Below are 16,721 nucleotides of genomic sequence, written 5' to 3' on the forward strand. Positions count from 1 at the left end.
ATGAATGGCGGCTTTTTTAAATATACTAATTAAGAAGGCAGTATTTCCTCTAAACAATCCTCGCTGATTTTATAAGATTTTGGCCTTCTGCTTACCAGCTCAACAAATCCTTGCTGTTCTAAATAATCCATTACTCTGTTAATTTTATGTCTCGATTTATTTGAGAGCTCCATTAAATCTTGCACCGACAGCGTAACCTGATCATTTACAAATACATTAATCGTGATAATGATATTAAAAATATCACGTTCATCTTTATAATCAGCCCATTGATCGCTATCAATATAGTTCCTAATTCGTTTCAGTTTCATTAAATTAAATTCAAGATCCTCAATAATTCCTTTTTGTCCTGACAGAAGCAATTCCAGCATATCCATTAAATAAAAAGTCAGCTCTCCCCGGTTTAAAGGTGCGGGAATTTCCTCTAATGCCTTATAATACTTATCTTTGTTCTTATTAACTGCGTAAGAAAAAGTGATGGCTGAATATTTTTCTAAGTATCGGGACAAATAACTCCCAACGATAAAGCGTCCTGTTCTTCCATTGCCGTCATAAAAAGGATGAATGTATTCATAGTAGTAATGAGCTGTCATGTAACGATACAGCTGGGGATGTGTTTCATCATGAAGATAAGCAATTAAAGCCTCAAGCGCTTCTGTTATCTTCTGTTCAGAATTAACGCCGATATGGGTGGTCATGTTCCCATCGTTCACTTCAACATAGCCTTTTCTGAATAGCTCACCATCCGGCGCATCTTCTGCTCCGATTTCATCTGCGACCAGCTCGTCATATAATTCCCTAAAGTCATGAATGCTTGTAAACGACGGAATTCGGTCTATAAATTGATATGTTTTCATCAATCCGACAAACCGCTTATGTGAGGGCTCGGATTGTTCTAACGCTTTAAGAGCCTCTTTCAATTCTTTTTTTGTACTGCGGATTCCTTCAATTTCATTATTACTCTGTGCTTCATTAATAATTAATTTATCAAAATAAGGTTTGACGGCAAATTCGGGGAGCTGACTGATAAGGGATGAAATTTTGGAACTGTTTAACAACACTTCATTATTCAGCTTCATGAGTTTATGTGTATTCACATAAAATAGCTCAAATGAATCGTCCGTGGGTCGGCCTTTTCGGAACCCCCGTATGTTTAATGATGTTGAATAACTGCCATAGCTGCTTGTTCTCTTTTTAAATTCTTTCTCATATGAATCAGCATCCATTTTATAAAAAAGCTTAGATAACTTCTCATACTTCATATCATCACCTCGCTTAATTTAAAATTATACACTTTTTTAAATTATACAATCATTATAGCCTGATTTCTAACAAATATTCTCGCTTTCCAATCAAAACAAAAAACGGCATACTGCATGGCAGTACACCGTCTGAAGCAATTCAATCTGTCTTTCTCCCTCTCGCCCGATAGATAAGAAATAATCCAATAAACCACAGCGGCGTCAGCAGCAAAGCCGGGCGCGTTGCATCCGCAAACAGCATAATCACCAGAATGACGGCAAACAGCGCCAGCACGGCGTAATTGATAAACGGCGCAAACGGCGCCTTGAAAGACGAGCTTGCATGTAAGTCCGGACGGGTTTTCCTGTATCTGATATGACAGACCAGAATCACGCCCCACACCCAAATGAAACAAATCGCGCTGATGGTTGTCACGATGCCAAAGGCCGCTTCCGGTATTAATTTGCTTAAAAGAGCGCCAGCTGACAGCACAATAACCGATATCCATAATGCGCGGCTCGGCACATGATTTTTATTCAGCTTCGCAAAACTTGCAGGCGCTTGTTTCGTTTTGCTTAAGTTATACAAAATCCGGCTTGTTGAAAACATCCCGCTGTTACAAGCAGAAGCGGCAGACGTTAATACGACAAAATTAATGATTCCCGCGGCTAACGGGATGCCGACCAGGCTGAAGGTCTTTACAAAAGGACTTTCCGCCGCATTCAGCTGCATCCACGGATTAATACATAAAAGAATGAGCAATGCCCCGACGTAGAAAAATAAAATCCGCAATGGAATTTTATTGATAGCGGACGGAATATTTTTTTTCGGATTTGACGTTTCCGCCGCCGACACACCCACTAATTCCACACCGACATAGGCGAAGATCACCATCTGGAACGAAAGCAAAAAGCCTGAAAATCCGTTCGGAAACAAGCCGCCGTGCTCCCACAGATTCGCCGCTGAAACCGTTCCGGTATGCGTTTTGAACCCAATCACCAGCAGAACCACACCGATGACAATTAACGCGAGAATCGTGACTACCTTAATTAAGGCGAACCAAAACTCCAATTCTCCAAAAATCTTAACCGTTAACAGATTAAGCCCTAATAAAATGAGCAAACAGATAAGTGCCGGAATCCACTGCGGAATATCAAACCAATATTTCACATACACACCGACGGCGATCACATCCGCCATAGCCGTCATAATCCAGCAAAACCAGTAGGTCCAGCCGGTGACAAACGCTGCACGCGGTCCTAAATACGCCTCGGCAATATCCGTTAATGATTGGTAGCCCGCTTTAGATAACAGCAGTTCTCCCAGCGCCCGCATGACGAAAAAAAGCGCAATACCTACAATAAAATACGCAAAGATGATAGAAGGACCCGCCAGCTGAATTGCCTTACCGGACCCTAAAAACAATCCGGTGCCGATCGTGCCGCCAATGGCGATCAGCTGCACGTGCCGATTCGATAAGTCCCTCTTTAGCTCTCGCTGCTCCACATCTGACTCCTCCTTACCTCTCTAGTGAACGACGAGCAAAAAAAGCCAATAAAAAAAGAGATTGGATGCCCTCCAATCTCATGGTCATAAGAATATCAAATTATATCTGCGCCGCTGACAATCAACAGCATGACAAATACATATTCGGTACTCTTCTGTCCTTTTGCCTGAGATTGTGAACCCTTCGGCGCCGCGGAAAACCCGCGGTCTCTCCAGAAGCCGCTCCTGCTGTAGTTCGACCCACAGCAATCATAGCCTGCTACGTATTGAGTTTCTAATAGAAATACCTATCAGCTAACTTTTTATTTTAATGGAACTTGAATGCATTGTCAATAGAGGGATGAGCTGCACGGCGTTATCCCGGTCCAATTTTTGATGCCTGAAGCGCCGTATTTTCCGTTTTCATTGTCTCAAAAAGGCGTTATGCGGTACTATCATATAAGGTCTAATCATTTAAACATTATGTCATACTTTAAATTCACTTTATCATACAATTGCTCGTAAATAAAAAGGGGATGGACGAGGTTGGAAACGAAATATTTAGATCTGCTCGCACAAAAATACGATTGTGAAGAAAAAGTGGTCACGGAAATCATTAATCTGAAAGCGATACTGAACCTGCCGAAAGGAACCGAGCATTTCGTCAGTGATCTGCACGGGGAGTATCAGGCATTCCAGCACGTGCTGCGGAACGGTTCAGGAAGGGTTAAAGAGAAGATTCGCGATATTTTCAGCGGCGTCATTTACGATAGAGAAATTGATGAACTGGCGGCTTTGGTCTATTATCCGGAAGACAAACTGAAGCTGATCAAACATGACTTTGATACGAAAGAGGCATTAAACGAGTGGTATAAAGAAACGATTCACCGGATGATTAAGCTCGTTTCTTATTGTTCTTCCAAGTACACCCGCTCCAAATTGCGCAAAGCACTGCCCGCCCAATTTGCTTATATTTCTGAAGAGCTGCTGTACAAAACAGAACAAGCCGCCAACAAAGAACAATACTACTCCGAAATCATAGAACAGATCATTGCGCTCGGCCAGGCCGATAAGCTGATCACCGGCCTTGCCTACAGCACGCAGCGTTTGGTGGTCGACCATCTGCATGTTGTCGGCGATATTTATGACCGCGGACCGCAGCCGGATAAGATCATGGAAGAACTGATCAACTATCATTCAGTGGATATTCAATGGGGGAATCATGATGTTCTCTGGATAGGCGCTTATTCCGGCTCAAAAGTATGCCTGGCAAACATTATCCGCATCTGTGCCCGCTATGACAATCTGGATATTATTGAAGACGTTTACGGCATCAATCTGAGACCGCTATTGAACCTTGCCGAAAAATATTACGATGATAACCCGTCTTTCCGCCCGAAAGCGGACGAAAACAGACCGGAAGATGAGATTAAACAAATCACAAAAATTCATCAGGCGATCGCGATGATCCAATTCAAGCTTGAGAGCCCGATTATTAAGAGACGGCCGAACTTTAATATGGAGGAACGGCTGTTACTGGAAAAGATCGATTATGACCGCAATGAAATCACGCTGAACGGAAAAACATATCAACTGGAAAACACCTGCTTTGCGACGGTGAATCCCAAACAGCCTGATGAGCTGTTAGAAGAAGAAGCAGAAGTCATGGACAAGCTGCTGTTCTCTGTTCAGAACTCCGAAAAGCTGGGCCGCCATATGAATTTTATGATGAAAAAAGGCAGCCTTTATTTAAAATATAACGGCAACCTGCTGATTCACGGCTGTATTCCCGTCGATGAAAACGGCAGCATGGAAACGATGATGATAGAGGATAAAGCTTATGCAGGCCGTGAGCTGCTAGATGTTTTTGAACGGTTCTTACGGGAAGCGTTTGCCCATCCGGAAGAAACCGATGATCTGGCGACAGATATGACTTGGTACTTATGGACAGGCGAATACTCTTCCCTCTTCGGAAAACGCGCCATGACAACCTTTGAGCGGTATTTCATTAAAGAGAAGGAAACCCATAAAGAAAAGAAAAACCCGTATTACTATTTGCGTGAAGACGAAGCAGCCTGCCGAAACATCCTGAAGGAATTCGGCCTCAACCCGGACCACGGCCATATCATCAACGGCCATACACCGGTAAAAGAAATCGAAGGCGAAGATCCGATCAAGGCAAACGGAAAAATGATCGTCATCGACGGCGGCTTCTCCAAAGCCTACCAATCCACAACAGGCATCGCCGGCTACACGCTCTTATACAACTCCTACGGCATGCAGCTCGTCGCCCATAAACACTTTAACTCCAAGGCCGAAGTGCTGAGCACCGGAACCGACGTCTTAACAGTGAAACGATTAGTCGACAAAGAGCTGGAGCGGAAGAAAGTGAAAGAAACAAACGTCGGTGAAGAACTGATGAAAGAAGTGGCGATTTTGGAGAAGCTGCGGGAGTATCGGTATATGAAGTGAAGAATATGGAGTTCAGGGATGATTCTCTGGGCTCTTTTTTTACGGTTTCCCTGTATGTAAAACGGATTTAACCGCTTCTTCAATCTCCCTATAACCCGTACATCTGCAAATATTGGACTCCAGCCAATTTTTTATCGTGTCATCACTTGCATTCGGCTCAGTATTCACCAAAGCATGACAATTCATGAGAAAACCCGGTGTGCAATAACCGCATTGAAACGCGAATTTTTCAATAAAAGCCTTTTGAATCGGCGTATTGATCAGTCCTTCAATTGTCGTAATGTCCTTTCCTTCCCCTTCTGCCGCAAGCATTAAGCAAGATTTCATCGGCACCCCGTCCGTTAATACCGTACAGGCGCCGCAATCCCCATTTAAGCAGCCCGGTTTTGCACCAGTTAATCCGAGACGAAGACGAAGAGCAAATAACAAAGTATCAGCCGGCCTGACCGTAATCTGTCTTTCCTCGCCATTTACTTTCAACGTAATAGGATCAGACATTTGGACCTCCTTCTAATTCCCGTAAGGCATCTAAAATTGTATTTTGCAAGACAAACATTCGGTATTCACTTGAGCCTTCTGCGTCATCAAGAACGGGTTTGGGTACATACTGTAAAGACCTGCTTACTCTTTCTTCTGCTGATCGGCTTTTATCGTTAAGCACAGCCTCCATTTCAGCAGAACGAAACGGAAATGGACATACGCCGCTGAAGGCCATTCTGATCTCATCATCTTTTTTCAGCGCACAGACCGTCACCAATGGATACCCGACATTCCACTGCTGTCTTCTTTTGATACTGACAAATGGCAGGTCAACGTACGCTCGATCGACAACGACATGAAATAAAAAATCACCTTTTTGCAACTGTATTTCCTTGTTAAATACTTTATTTATGGGACGGTAATGAATCCCCGCTCTCCCTGCAATCCCTATCAAACTATCAGAAATCAGCAACGGCAGCACGGCCTCACGGTAATAGATGCCCCCGCAAATGTTTCCGCCCAGGCTGATTTTATTTCGAGTCGTACGATCGGCTATTTCACTTACTGTTTTACTTAATAGCGGAAATGGATTTTCTTCCTCCAGTTTCGTTAATGACACGCCCGCTCCGATCACCAGATCATTTTCATAAAAGCGGATGGTTTGAAATTCCGGAAGCGCGTTCATATCTATCACCGCATCCGTATAGATGATATTCAGCCTTCCTAACGTGATAATTTCCGTGCCGCCGGAATAATACATTGGTGTTTTCTTTTCTGCCGCAAGCGAGTGAAATAGATTGATTGTTTCTTGAATGGTCTTCGGTTTAAAATAATCAAAATCAAACGGTATCATCTTTCCACCCCTCTTGCGTCCTCCATAATCGTTCGGGAATGAGAGGAAGTTGATTCAATTGGACACCTAAAGCGGCGGAAAGGCAATTTCCCAATGCTGCCGGCATCCCCAACAGTCCGTGTTCCCCGCCTCCGCGCGCTCCATAAGGGGCAATCACATGCGGGGTTTCAACAAATTCAATGATATATTCAGGCTGCTCTCCATAGTGAAGGGGGCGGTATGTTCTAAGCTGAGGATTTAATACTCTGCCATATGAATCAAATACAAAGGTTTCTCTTCCTCCGAATGCGATTCCCATACTCATCCCCCCCATCACTTGACCCCTTGCAGCTTTTTCATTCAATACTGTTCCTATATCCACAACAGAATAGGCTTTTGTAATTCGATACGTATAATCCCGTTTATCCAACTCAACTTCAATTCCCTGAGCACCGACAGCCCACTCGGGTCCCGGCTTCCCTCTTCCCGTTTCCCGGTCTAAATTCGTCATTCGGGTTAATGTGTAATTGCCGCTCGCAATGATTTGGCCGCCAATGGTATTTCCATTTGGAAACGTATATCCGTAAGCAATGTCTTTTATTTCAACATGTACAGAAGGATGATCTATAAAATAAACCTTTCCGTCGGCCACTTCCAATTCCCCGACAGGAACCCGCAACACACATGATGCCACATCCTTCAGCTTTCGAATGGCTTCCTCCGCTGCATTCAGTACGGCTCTTCCGGCCATTAACGTCCCTCTGCTCCCCACGGTTTTCCAATGCTCGGGTGTTGTTTGTGTATCTATAAGCATTTTTACGTGAATTTTGCTTATATCCATTTTCATTCGTTCCGCTAAGATTTGGGCTAACACTGTTTTTGTCCCTGTTCCAATTTCCACTACCCCTGACATCAAATTAATGCTTCCATCGGGATTAAAGGTTAAAATCACCCCGGACGTTGCATTTGTATCAAATGTTGAGGTTTTCCAAATGCAGCTGATTCCCTTTGCCCGTATCTTCCGGCCATCGATTTCAATTCGCTGTCCCTCGGACCAATTCATTAATTCCTTCAATCTTTCAATGCACTTCGGCACATTTCCGACCGTGCTTGAATTGAGAAGAACTTGAGTCGGTGTGGTGTCACCGGGGCGAATGGCATTTTTATAGCGGAGTTCTAATGGGTCCATGTTCAGCTTTTCCGCCAATACATCCATCGTCCGCTCAAAGGCAAATAACACTTCAGCATGGCTGTATCCCCTGAATGCACTTGGATATGGATGATTCGTATACATACAATATGAATCACACCGTATATGATTGATCGCGTACGGACCCGTACAATCAACCACCGCAGCCCGGCTGATGTCCACTCCTTTATCAGAATACGCTCCGCCATCAAATAAAAGCTGAATGTCCGCCGCCTTTAAGATTCCATCCTTTGCAGCCCCTAATTTGACAATGGCATCCAGCCCGATATGAACGGGAGATGTGATCAGATCTTCTTCTCTCGTATTAAACAATTTGACGGGCCGGCCTCCGACTGCTTTTGATGCCAAATAGGCAATCACCTCTAACTGAACGGCTGCTTTTCCCCCGTACGCTCCTCCTACTAAAGGCGTTTTGACGATCACCTTTCCGGGTTCGATTCCAAAATACCACTGCATTAATTTTTTAATGGCAAAAGGAGCTTGAGAGGATGTGGTAATGATAATCTCCTCATCCGCCCGAATTTCAGCAATCGAGCATCTTGTTTCCATCGCAGCGTGATCAGAAGGGTTAAAGGAAATCTGGAATTCTGCTGTCACATCACTTTCCCTAAACCCGTCTTCAATATTTCCTTTTCTAACCTTATCCACGTTTGCGATATTGGTCTTCGGAACCGGGAATACACCTTTTGTCTTCTCATAGCGGTCCGCATTTTCATGGACGAGCGGCGCATCCTTTTGAAAGGCCTCACGGGGGGAATTGACGACGGGAAGAGGTTTATAGGATACTTTGATGGCATCCGCTGCCTTTTTAGCTGTAATTGAATTTTCCGCAACAACAACAGCAACCGGCTCACCATGGTATCTGACCCTTTTATAAGCAATCGGCGATCTGTCTTTAATTTCCTCACCTGCAAGCGGAAAAGGTTCATCACCCAATATCGCTCTCACGCCGGGAATCTTCCAAGCTTCTGAAAAGTCCATAGACACAATATCGGCATGCGCATATGGACTGATCAGCATTTTTGCGTGTAATGTGCCTGTTTCTTGAAAATCATCCGTATATTTCGCTTTACCCGTCACTTTTTCAAGGGCCTCTTTTCGAATGACACTCTTCCCGATATACTCCAACTCATTCACTCCCCGAATTTATTCAGCAGCAGCGTATAATCTTCAACTGTATCGACGTCATAAAAAAGCAAAGGGTCTTGAAAGCTGATCATTTTTCCCATATTGATCATACTTTCACGGATGACATGCCGGGCGCCCTGATCTCCCTTTAACTGAAGCAATACCGGAAAACATTGATTTGAGAATAAAATGGGGGGCATAGGAAGATATTGATTTTCAGCGGAGATAAATAAATAACGGTGCTCCTTTTGATAGGAATCAATTAACGTATTGATGATATCTGCGGTGACAAACGGCTGATCTGCAAGGAGAATGATAACGGCGTCAGCCTCGTACTCTGCCGCTTTTTTCACACCGCATTGTATAGAATGGCCTTGGCCTTTACCCGCTTGCTCACATTCTGCCTGGCTCCACTTGCTTGATATGGGGTCTAAAAAGAAAAAATCCGAAAGCCAATGCAGTGAATCTCCCTTTCTCGTAATAACAAAAATATGATCTAATTCAGATAACAAGGCATTTTTAAGAGCTATACTTCCCAGAGAGACGCCATTGAGAAATAAACTGCGCTTATCCGTCCCCATGCGTCTGCTTGTACCGGCTGCCAGGTAAATGCCTGCTGTTTTCATAAGAGAGACCTTTGTTTTCGCATTTTTTTAATCATCTCGCCGACAATACTTACAGCAATCTCTTCAGGGCCCTGTGCCCCGATGGGAAGTCCGATAGGGGCATGAATATCCTCCGGAATCTCAGCTCCGCCTAATAGCCGCTCGGTGCGCCTTCTGGGGCCTAATACACCTTTATAAAACACATTCTCGTTTTTTAATGTATGTAAAATGATCTGATCTTTTTGAAAGCTGTGCGTCATAATGACAACAAAATCCCTTTTTGTCATGCTCAGACCTTCCATGACTTCTTCCGGTGCTCCTGTTATCAAATGGCCGGCTTCAGGAAAATGGCCGTGATGACATAAAGCGGGGCGCCAGTCAATCACCGTCACATGAAAGCCAGTGCCAGCTGCCAAAGAAACTAACGGCTTCGCATCTTCCCCTGCTCCGAAGACATATAAACAAGGTTTTGGCACCATCTGATGGATAAAAAATAAATCAGAGGTATGTTCATCCCTCTTGATTCCCTTTTCCGTCTGTCTCAGTTTTTGAATACGGCCTTGTTCCATAACATCCCCGGTTCCAAACACTCTGCCGTCTTCCACTATGTACAGATCTTCCTTCAGCTCTAACGTTTTAGTGAATCGTTTCATTCGGGTCACAGACTTTTTTTCATCTAAGCATGTCTTGACTGTCATCAGATTTCGTTCCAATTCTCCTTTTACAGGCTCAAGTAAAACCGTCAAAACACCATTACAGCCAACGCCCTGCCCCCAGGATAAATCGTCCTCCGCGCTCATATCAAAGCGGACAATCAACGGCTCTCCTGCAGCCCAGACCTGTTCCGACCGTTCAACGAGATCTTCTTCCAGACAACCGGCGGATAACATTCCGACTCTTGTTTTGTCCCCTAAAATTAGCATGGAGGCCCCTTCCTTCTTATAAGCGGACCCCTCTGTTTTAATGATGGTAGCCAGTACCTTAGCTTTCTTAGAATTGGCGATGACATCCAAAATCCGGTGTATATCATCCATTTCATGTCCCCCGCTTTTACCTGATCATATCTGCATCTGTATATCCGTATTCTTTTTTTTCGGAAAACATTACAAACGCTTCAGCAATTTCTTCGTTTCTAAAAAAAAAGAGTCTTTATAGACCTTATGACAGGGCGGCGGGTGAGACAGCATGTCGGAACGGAGAGATTCCAATAACATGATCTGTTCCTTCTGTTTCCAATTGTCTGTTTCACCCTGCTGTATGCCTTTAAAACCCGCAAAGTATTCACTTAACACTTGTAAATCATTCCCCAGCTCCCTTTTGTCACTTGAAGATAAAGCTCCTTCTTTTTCCCATTCTTTTAACGTTTTCACTATATTTGATAGATACTCAAATCCGGCGTTCAACTTTTGCATCTCTATTTGATAGCTTGAAATGATGATTTTATGTTTTTTTCTGACGGGGTTGAATTTTAAGCTGGCAGAGGCTGTTTGCAGCATCTCTTTTGCCGTATGCAGCTCCTGCAGAAGATGGTTCATTCTATACGCCATGAGGTTTCCTTTTCCTTGTCCCCACTCTGATTGCACCCATTTGGAAAGGTCTGAAAGTGTGCCGGAAAGCTGACGAGCCAATGTTTGAAAAGAGTCCGCTGCCTTTTTTGTGTAGTCCGGCGGAAAAAGGAACATGTGAACCAGTATGGCAATGATGACGCCGATCACCGTATCGATGATTCGGTCGAATGCATAATCTTTAGCGTTTCGTTCAAACGTAAAGACCAACAAAATGGTGAGCGCTACCTGATGTAGAACCGTTACATCTATTCGTAACCACTTCGCAATGTAAGTACCGCCTAATAGGAACAGCCCCAGCATCCAGCCATTCATTGGCAAGTGACTGACAAGATAGGACGTTAGCATGATCCCAATCGCAGTTCCCGCAATACGATGAAAAGAAAAGCGAATTGACTGATCTATCGTTGGCTGCAAACATAAGATAACAGAAAGAGGCGCTAAATAGGGGCGATCAGAGCCAACCAGTTTTGCCGCTTCCCACGAAACAGCAGATGCAATCGCCATCTTCCAAACCAAAGATGTTTTGTTTTGAATTTTTTCACTTTTCATCATACGCCCCCTCCTTTCAGAAACCTTTTCCACTAGGTTTCCGTGACGCAAAGGGATTTATACTGTCGTGTGGAAAAAGCGGAAGAAGCTGTGATTCAAGGGGGGAATTCTTGAATGACAGCTTCTTTTTTGGGGTTGGGAACATTGGGAAACGGAAAAATGATCGTCATCGACGGCGGCTTCTCCAAAGCGTGTCAATTCACAACAGGCATCGTGGCTACACGCTCTTATACAACTCCTACGGCATGCAGCTAGGTGCTGATAAACAATTTGACTCAAAGGCAGAAGTTCTGATCACCGGCACCGACGTCTTAACGGTGAAACGATTAGTGGACAAAGAGCTTGAGCGGTAGAAAGTGAAGGAAACGAATGTGGGAGAGGAATTGTTGAGGGAAGTGGCTATTTTGAAGAGGCTACGGGAGTATCGGTATATGAAGTGAGGGTATGAGGTTTAGGGATGATTCCTTGAGCTCTTTTTTTATTTCATTTAGCACTGCAAACCGCAAACATTATTTTAAATGAAAACAAATTTTGAAAAATGAATGATCAGCAAACAGACTAAATTCCGTGGAAGATAACCATGACGTTATTAATATGTAAGAGAAGAATGAAAACCAATACAAACGCTGTTTTTTTAGGTAGAATCGCCTTTCTAGAGATGGGTCTGTTATACATTTACATCTTTGCATTTAGAATTGATAATAGAAGCTTACCTACAAATTGAACTAAACGAAATCATGCTTGGGAGACTTCAAGAAATACTTATTTCATCTGCTCATAAAATGTCGATTGAGTAAATAAAAAGACGTTTAAGGTATGACTAATAAAATTGAATTCAATTTTATTTTTATAGAAATCAACATGTTCGTGCCCTTTTCATTTTTACACGGGCTAATCGTGAAACAGGTACGATGACTTACAGCCGACAAGGGATAATACCTTTAACTCCTTAAAACACCAAATGCGTCCTCCCTCTTCATTAAAAAACTCAGATGCCGGAGCAACCTCAAATTTTAAGTCTAAAGAAGGAGTAACTCATTTATTGATCACTCGATAAAATGCAATTTACATTTAGAAGAGTATGAATAAAAATCAGTTAATCCATATATTATTAAATTTTAGTTTAAATGTTTTCCTCACATTATCATGGAAAGATAATTAAAAAAGTCGCCCATTGAATAGTTGAACGACTTTCTTAGTAAATTCTACTTTAAGATTTCCTCATTGATAGCTTTATTAAATCCATTCCGTCTATAGAAAAATCAGTTCCATAAAAAACGGAAAGTTCTAAATCTCCATTAACTTTGGATCTCCTCACTTCTCCAATCCCAGTGAATACAATATCCTGATTTTTGTTTTCTTTTTGATACTTTAAAATGTGATGAAATAACCCTAAATAAGCTGGACTATTATTTATGAATACTTCTTCAAACTTAACATGGATATTTGTTTTACCCTCTTCCACAATGATATCAGCTATCGATTCTATTAATTTCACACTCTTTACTTTTCCCATTACTAAACGAGGTTTTCCATTATCAATATCCTTTAACATATCCACTGTCCTTTTGGGGAGGTTTGGTCCTCTAATACCTATCCTTCGATTAGTTACCTCTTCAGGCTGATCTCCATCTTGTAAAACAGCGTGAGTCACGGGAACAGATTCCTTTCCAACAGTAGTCGGATTATTTTTTCTGGTTGGTTTCTTTGTTTTCTCTATTGTCTTTTCATCATCAGACATAGTATATAGCTTATAAGCTTCTTTTAAAGCCCTTTTTTTCCTCTCAGCAGTGAGTTCAACATTAATAAATTGAGTAGTATCAACACCTACCCTTTTTTTAGCTCTCGTAAAACCATGAATACAATCGTCAATATGGTTATCCATATTCCATGTTCTTAAAAAGCTTTTTACACCAGAATTATAAATAACCCTTGCACCGCAATTCTTAGTAGGACAATAGAGATAACCTTTTAAGGTTTCATTATATAAGTCGGGCGTGATATCACTCTTTTCATATTCCTTTTCTATTCCATCTTTAATAAACCTTGCTGTTAATATTGCCAATATATCTCCTGCTTTCTTGTTGGTTATTAAGCCGAAGAAATAAAAGATAGAGGTCTAAGTTTGTCTTACTCCAAATTAACATTCCTGTAATTTTTTACTATATTTTAAACAAACTTAATAGGTGTTGATTTTTTTACCACACTATGTTATTCTTTTAAAAGTCAATTAGTTATAAAAATTATTAGTAAGACTAAAAGATATTTTTATTTAAAAATGCGGCAACATTTTTAAATAAAAGAAAATTCAATTAATAACACAGCCTCATACTTCTACAATTTTCGACCTTTTCTAAATTATAGCATAGGTCTATTTGTTTAGCAAACATTTCCCATTTTTATTCTCTCAATCATCAGATTACAACACAAAATCCATTAACAAATAAATAAATTTTCGTTTTAATATTACTTGTAAAGTTTCTAAGTGGGGATTACTCCATTTATTTTCATACCTTCCATGTGCAACAAGAAAGATTTCTTTTAAAAAGCAATCTTCTAATTTTCCGTTTTTTAGTGTTTTCTTCTTCTAAGTACTCATTGGCTAAAGATGGTGTACATTACTAATATCGAATATATCAGGTATTGTATCAATATATCTTGAAGGAAAGATTAGCAGTAATATAAATTCTTTTAAAATTTAATCAATTTATATTATAACTTTTTACACATTTAGGTGATGCCCAGTTTCATTTTCTTTTTTTAAAAAAGCATGTTAATAAGAAAATATTAGTGATTTTTTTAGAATCTCTAATGATGAAATGAGTATTTCTTTTAAGAACTGTATTTACATGAGAGTATATTATACCTAGAATTTACCTATTATTCTATTAGTAATGCACATTAGTATAGATTCGAATGGGAAAATTAGATAATAAAATATATAAGGAATTGCGGAGGTGCTTAATGCTTATGGAGATAGAAAATATCGAGGAAATTCCAATACAGAAATTTTATTTTTCAATGTCGCATCTTTCTCATATAAGCCAAGTACAAGATAATTTACCGTCCCTTTTGATAAGAGATTTATATAGTATTGTAGATACATACTACTTAGAATCTTTATCAATATTAAGGTCTTCAAAAAAAAATGGTAGTAGACTTAAATTGGAAATTGATTCGAAATTAAAAGAATCTCGAGAAATGTTGGAAAAGTATCAAAGATTAAGAGAACAGACGAAAGACCCGGATGAATTGGAATGGGTAGATGTTATTCAATCTCGTCATGTGTCCGAAAGGGAGTTCAAATTAAAACAAATAGAATTAGAGGGTGAAATGAATTCTTTAGCATCTATTGTAATGTTTCTAAGTTTATTGGAATCGACTTTATTTAGCCTGACCAAGAAACTCATTGAATCTGAACCATCACTTCCTGAAATGAAAGATGTTATGAATAGAAGTGATAATGGTATAGTTAAATACCTTAAATATTTCGAAAAATACATTGAAAAGCAAGAAAACCACTTTATTGTTGGGACAAAAAAGTATGAATTAATAAGGTTTTGGTTGAATGTCAGAAATAATATTGTACATAGCAATAATGCAGTAAAAAAAGAGATTTTAAGTGATGCAAATAGATTAAAAATAAGCATATCTATTAATAGTTATTCAAATAAATTTCGCTTTAAAGACATTGATATAATGTCAGTTGCAGAACTTTGTGGTGGAACATTGGAAGATTGCATTGAAAAAGGCTTGTATAAGTATTTTGGTGTAGAGGACATCTAATAAAAAAGAATTATACAAGTTAGTACGATTAATAAATGAATGGTAAAAAAATCAGTTTTTATTTCGTTTAGAAAGAGTCGTTCAATAGTTGAGTGACTCTTTCTTTCATAATCACTTTATATAATTAATCAAAACCCCACTCACTTATGATAAGGCTCACCACGATTAATCCGAAAAGCCCGATAAATCTGCTCCACTAAAATCAGCCGCATCAACTGATGAGGAAACGTCATCTTCGAGAATGACAGCTTGTCATCTGCCCGTTTCATGACGGCGTCGCTTAGGCCGAGTGAGCCGCCGATGACGAAGGTGATTTTGCTTTTTCCATAAGTCGCCAGCTTATCTATTGTATCGGCCAGTTCTTCGGATGTTTTCATTTTTCCTTCGATGGCGAGGGCGATGACGTGGGTGTCCGGGCTGATTTTGGCCAGGATGCGTTCGCCTTCTTTGTCTTTGACGTTTTTCATGTCTTGGTCGCTCAGGTTTTCCGGAGCTTTTTCGTCCGGGAGTTCGATGATGTCGATTTTTGCGTAGGCTGAGAGTCGTTTTTTGTATTCTTCAATGCCTTGCTTGAGGTATTTTTCTTTTAGTTTTCCGATTGTCACAATATTGATATTCACAGGTCATCCCCACTTTAGAAACAAGTTATTCATATATATTGTCCACAATTGTGGATATCTTTTCTGTATTTTGTGTAGGATCATTCGTTCCCTACTAGATATGTTGCAGTGTCCCCACATAATTCACAGGCTGTGGATAAACTGTTAGTATGTTCGATTTTTCTGATTTCGGGCGGAAGCTCATGATCATCTATGTACATGTCCAGCACGGTTTCAATATGTTCTTCACAAGAATAATAAGCGGTTTTCATCGTTACGTCCTCCGGTTTTCTTTTGCACGCGGCAATTCTTCTCTTTTCAATATAACCTATTTATACACATGTTAGTAGTGCTTCGGGCTGAGTTTTATCCACAATTCGGCAAATCACGCGCAAAAAGAGCCGGTGTTTTCAGCATCCGGCTCTTTACGTGTTTTCTCTTTTTTCTAAGCGAAGGACGAACAGAATTCCTAATAGACACGCCAGCAGTGTAGAGCAAACATCAATCCAGTCCGGCTTTCCGCCGTTAAAAAAAGAGTTGGTTATTACGGAAACCAGGAGAATGGTTACGGTCACCGCGGCAAGCTTTTTCTTCATCGGCTCCCTCCTAAATTCCTCTATCTCTATGTTCGGTCGGCTTTTCTCTTGTTATATAGCCTTATCATAAGGGTCACAACGATATATACAATCATAATCAATGCCCCGTTGCTCACATCAGGGTATCCAATCAACATATTCATTATGACAAAAACAATGGTTATACAAA

Annotated in this window: 14 protein-coding genes, 1 pseudogene and 1 riboswitch; of the genes and pseudogenes, 3 read left to right on the top strand and 12 right to left on the bottom strand. The window is 40.9% G+C overall.

Features of this window, described 5'->3' with window-relative positions:
- Positions 1-29: 29 nt before the first annotated feature.
- Positions 30-1,262, bottom strand: a complete 1,233-nt coding sequence (locus NYE36_RS20205; protein ID WP_327997420.1) for a Fic family protein — start codon at positions 1,260-1,262, stop codon at positions 30-32.
- Between the two features lie 139 nt (positions 1,263-1,401).
- The gene (locus tag NYE36_RS20210; RefSeq protein ID WP_007614904.1) at positions 1,402-2,748 is read right to left on the bottom strand and encodes an amino acid permease; all 1,347 of its coding nucleotides are present in this window, start codon (positions 2,746-2,748) and stop codon (positions 1,402-1,404) included.
- A 145-nt stretch (positions 2,749-2,893) separates the two neighbouring features.
- A riboswitch (glycine riboswitch) is annotated at positions 2,894-2,974 on the bottom strand.
- Between the two features lie 299 nt (positions 2,975-3,273).
- On the opposite strand from NYE36_RS20210, the gene fbp reads away from it, so the two are divergent.
- Positions 3,274-5,199, top strand: a complete 1,926-nt coding sequence (gene fbp / locus NYE36_RS20215; protein WP_014419314.1) for a fructose-1,6-bisphosphatase — start codon at positions 3,274-3,276, stop codon at positions 5,197-5,199.
- Between the two features lie 39 nt (positions 5,200-5,238).
- Here the strand turns inward: fbp and NYE36_RS20220 are convergent, their stop codons facing one another.
- The 6 genes from NYE36_RS20220 to NYE36_RS20245 all read right to left on the bottom strand — a co-directional run bounded on the left by NYE36_RS20220 (position 5,239) and on the right by NYE36_RS20245 (position 11,574).
- Positions 5,239-5,697, bottom strand: coding sequence for a (2Fe-2S)-binding protein (locus NYE36_RS20220; RefSeq protein ID WP_015418586.1), 459 nt, complete (start codon positions 5,695-5,697; stop codon positions 5,239-5,241).
- Positions 5,690-6,532 (bottom strand): FAD binding domain-containing protein, encoded by an 843-nt coding sequence (locus NYE36_RS20225; protein WP_039253227.1) that lies wholly within the window; start codon positions 6,530-6,532, stop codon positions 5,690-5,692. Before NYE36_RS20225 ends, NYE36_RS20220 begins: the two co-directional genes overlap by 8 nt.
- Positions 6,519-8,849 carry a xanthine dehydrogenase family protein molybdopterin-binding subunit gene (locus NYE36_RS20230; RefSeq protein ID WP_265450991.1) on the bottom strand — a complete coding sequence of 777 codons (2,331 nt, stop codon included), beginning with the start codon at positions 8,847-8,849 and terminating at the stop codon, positions 6,519-6,521. Before NYE36_RS20230 ends, NYE36_RS20225 begins: the two co-directional genes overlap by 14 nt.
- 5 nt (positions 8,850-8,854) lie before the next feature.
- Positions 8,855-9,475: an NTP transferase domain-containing protein gene (locus tag NYE36_RS20235; RefSeq protein ID WP_265450992.1), complete on the bottom strand. Its 621-nt coding sequence runs from the start codon at positions 9,473-9,475 to the stop codon at positions 8,855-8,857.
- Positions 9,472-10,488 carry an XdhC/CoxI family protein gene (locus tag NYE36_RS20240; protein WP_199022266.1) on the bottom strand — a complete coding sequence of 339 codons (1,017 nt, stop codon included), beginning with the start codon at positions 10,486-10,488 and terminating at the stop codon, positions 9,472-9,474. Before NYE36_RS20240 ends, NYE36_RS20235 begins: the two co-directional genes overlap by 4 nt.
- Before the next feature lie 69 nt (positions 10,489-10,557).
- Entirely contained in the window at positions 10,558-11,574 is a 1,017-nt protein-coding gene (locus NYE36_RS20245; RefSeq protein ID WP_265450993.1) for an FUSC family protein, read from the bottom strand.
- 147 nt (positions 11,575-11,721) lie between these two features.
- Between NYE36_RS20245 and NYE36_RS20250 the strand changes: the two are divergent.
- A pseudogene (locus NYE36_RS20250) lies at positions 11,722-12,011 on the top strand (fructose-bisphosphatase class III); the annotation flags it as partial.
- A 770-nt stretch (positions 12,012-12,781) separates the two neighbouring features.
- On the opposite strand, the gene NYE36_RS20255 reads toward NYE36_RS20250, so the two are convergent.
- On the bottom strand, positions 12,782-13,636 hold the full coding sequence (locus NYE36_RS20255) for a hypothetical protein (protein ID WP_207719753.1): 855 nt from the start codon (positions 13,634-13,636) through the stop codon (positions 12,782-12,784).
- Positions 13,637-14,535: 899 nt separating this feature from the next.
- On the opposite strand from NYE36_RS20255, the gene NYE36_RS20260 reads away from it, so the two are divergent.
- A complete protein-coding gene (locus NYE36_RS20260; RefSeq protein ID WP_053573869.1) occupies positions 14,536-15,357 on the top strand; it encodes a hypothetical protein in 822 nt (273 codons plus the stop codon).
- Positions 15,358-15,497: 140 nt separating this feature from the next.
- Here NYE36_RS20260 and rlmH read toward each other — a convergent pair whose 3' ends face one another.
- From rlmH to NYE36_RS20275, 3 genes are all read right to left on the bottom strand, one after another.
- Complete coding sequence (rlmH, locus tag NYE36_RS20265; RefSeq protein WP_053573868.1) at positions 15,498-15,977, bottom strand: 23S rRNA (pseudouridine(1915)-N(3))-methyltransferase RlmH; 480 nt, start codon at positions 15,975-15,977, stop codon at positions 15,498-15,500.
- An 80-nt stretch (positions 15,978-16,057) separates the two neighbouring features.
- Positions 16,058-16,228 carry a CxxH/CxxC protein gene (locus NYE36_RS20270; RefSeq protein WP_004393147.1) on the bottom strand — a complete coding sequence of 57 codons (171 nt, stop codon included), beginning with the start codon at positions 16,226-16,228 and terminating at the stop codon, positions 16,058-16,060.
- Positions 16,229-16,381: 153 nt separating this feature from the next.
- On the bottom strand, positions 16,382-16,552 hold the full coding sequence (locus NYE36_RS20275) for a hypothetical protein (RefSeq protein ID WP_165458403.1): 171 nt from the start codon (positions 16,550-16,552) through the stop codon (positions 16,382-16,384).
- Positions 16,553-16,721 lie beyond the last annotated feature (169 nt).

Origin of the sequence: Bacillus sp. FSL R5-0593 (genome assembly GCF_038603755.1) — a bacterium.
Taxonomy (GTDB): domain Bacteria; phylum Bacillota; class Bacilli; order Bacillales; family Bacillaceae; genus Bacillus; species Bacillus velezensis.